At 32.7% G+C, this 459-nt stretch carries 1 protein-coding gene; it reads left to right on the top strand.

Translation table 11 applies throughout. The features are described 5' to 3' along the window. Nucleotides 1–459, top strand: a 459-nt coding sequence (locus D7V97_RS43670) for a PTS sugar transporter subunit IIA (RefSeq protein ID WP_199729268.1), incomplete at both ends; no start/stop codon positions are given.

The raw sequence follows: 459 nt of genomic DNA, 5'->3' as shown, positions 1-459 counted from the left end.
ACCCAGTAAATAGACAAGATTTAATAAAGATTATTGAAAAAAAGTTAAATCGTACAAGAAAAGAAGGGAAACTATCAGGAGTTATGCTAACAGATTTACTTACAAAAGAAAAAATAAGATTTACCAATAAAGAATTAAGCTGGCAAGAAGCAATTGAACTAGCCGCGCAACCCCTTCTTGATAAACATGAAATTGAAGAGCGTTATATCAAAGCTATTATTGATAAAGTAGAGGCTTTCGGTCCTTATATTGACTTAGGATTAGGAATCGCTCTTCCTCATGCTCGTCCAGAGGAAGGAGTCAAAAAATTAGGAATGTCATTTCTAAGATGTGAACATCCCGTAAAACTGATGGATGATGTAAAGCATGAAATTAAACTTTTTATTGTTTTAGCAGCCATTGATAATGAGACCCATCTTAGAGCTTTATCAACACTTACTAAGATATTATCAAATAAAG

Source organism: Corallococcus sp. CA053C, assembly GCF_003611675.1.
In the GTDB taxonomy this organism is placed as follows: domain Bacteria; phylum Myxococcota; class Myxococcia; order Myxococcales; family Myxococcaceae; genus Corallococcus.
The sequence above is the reverse complement of the archived record's forward strand: the minus strand, read 5'-3'. Positions and strand labels throughout refer to the sequence as shown.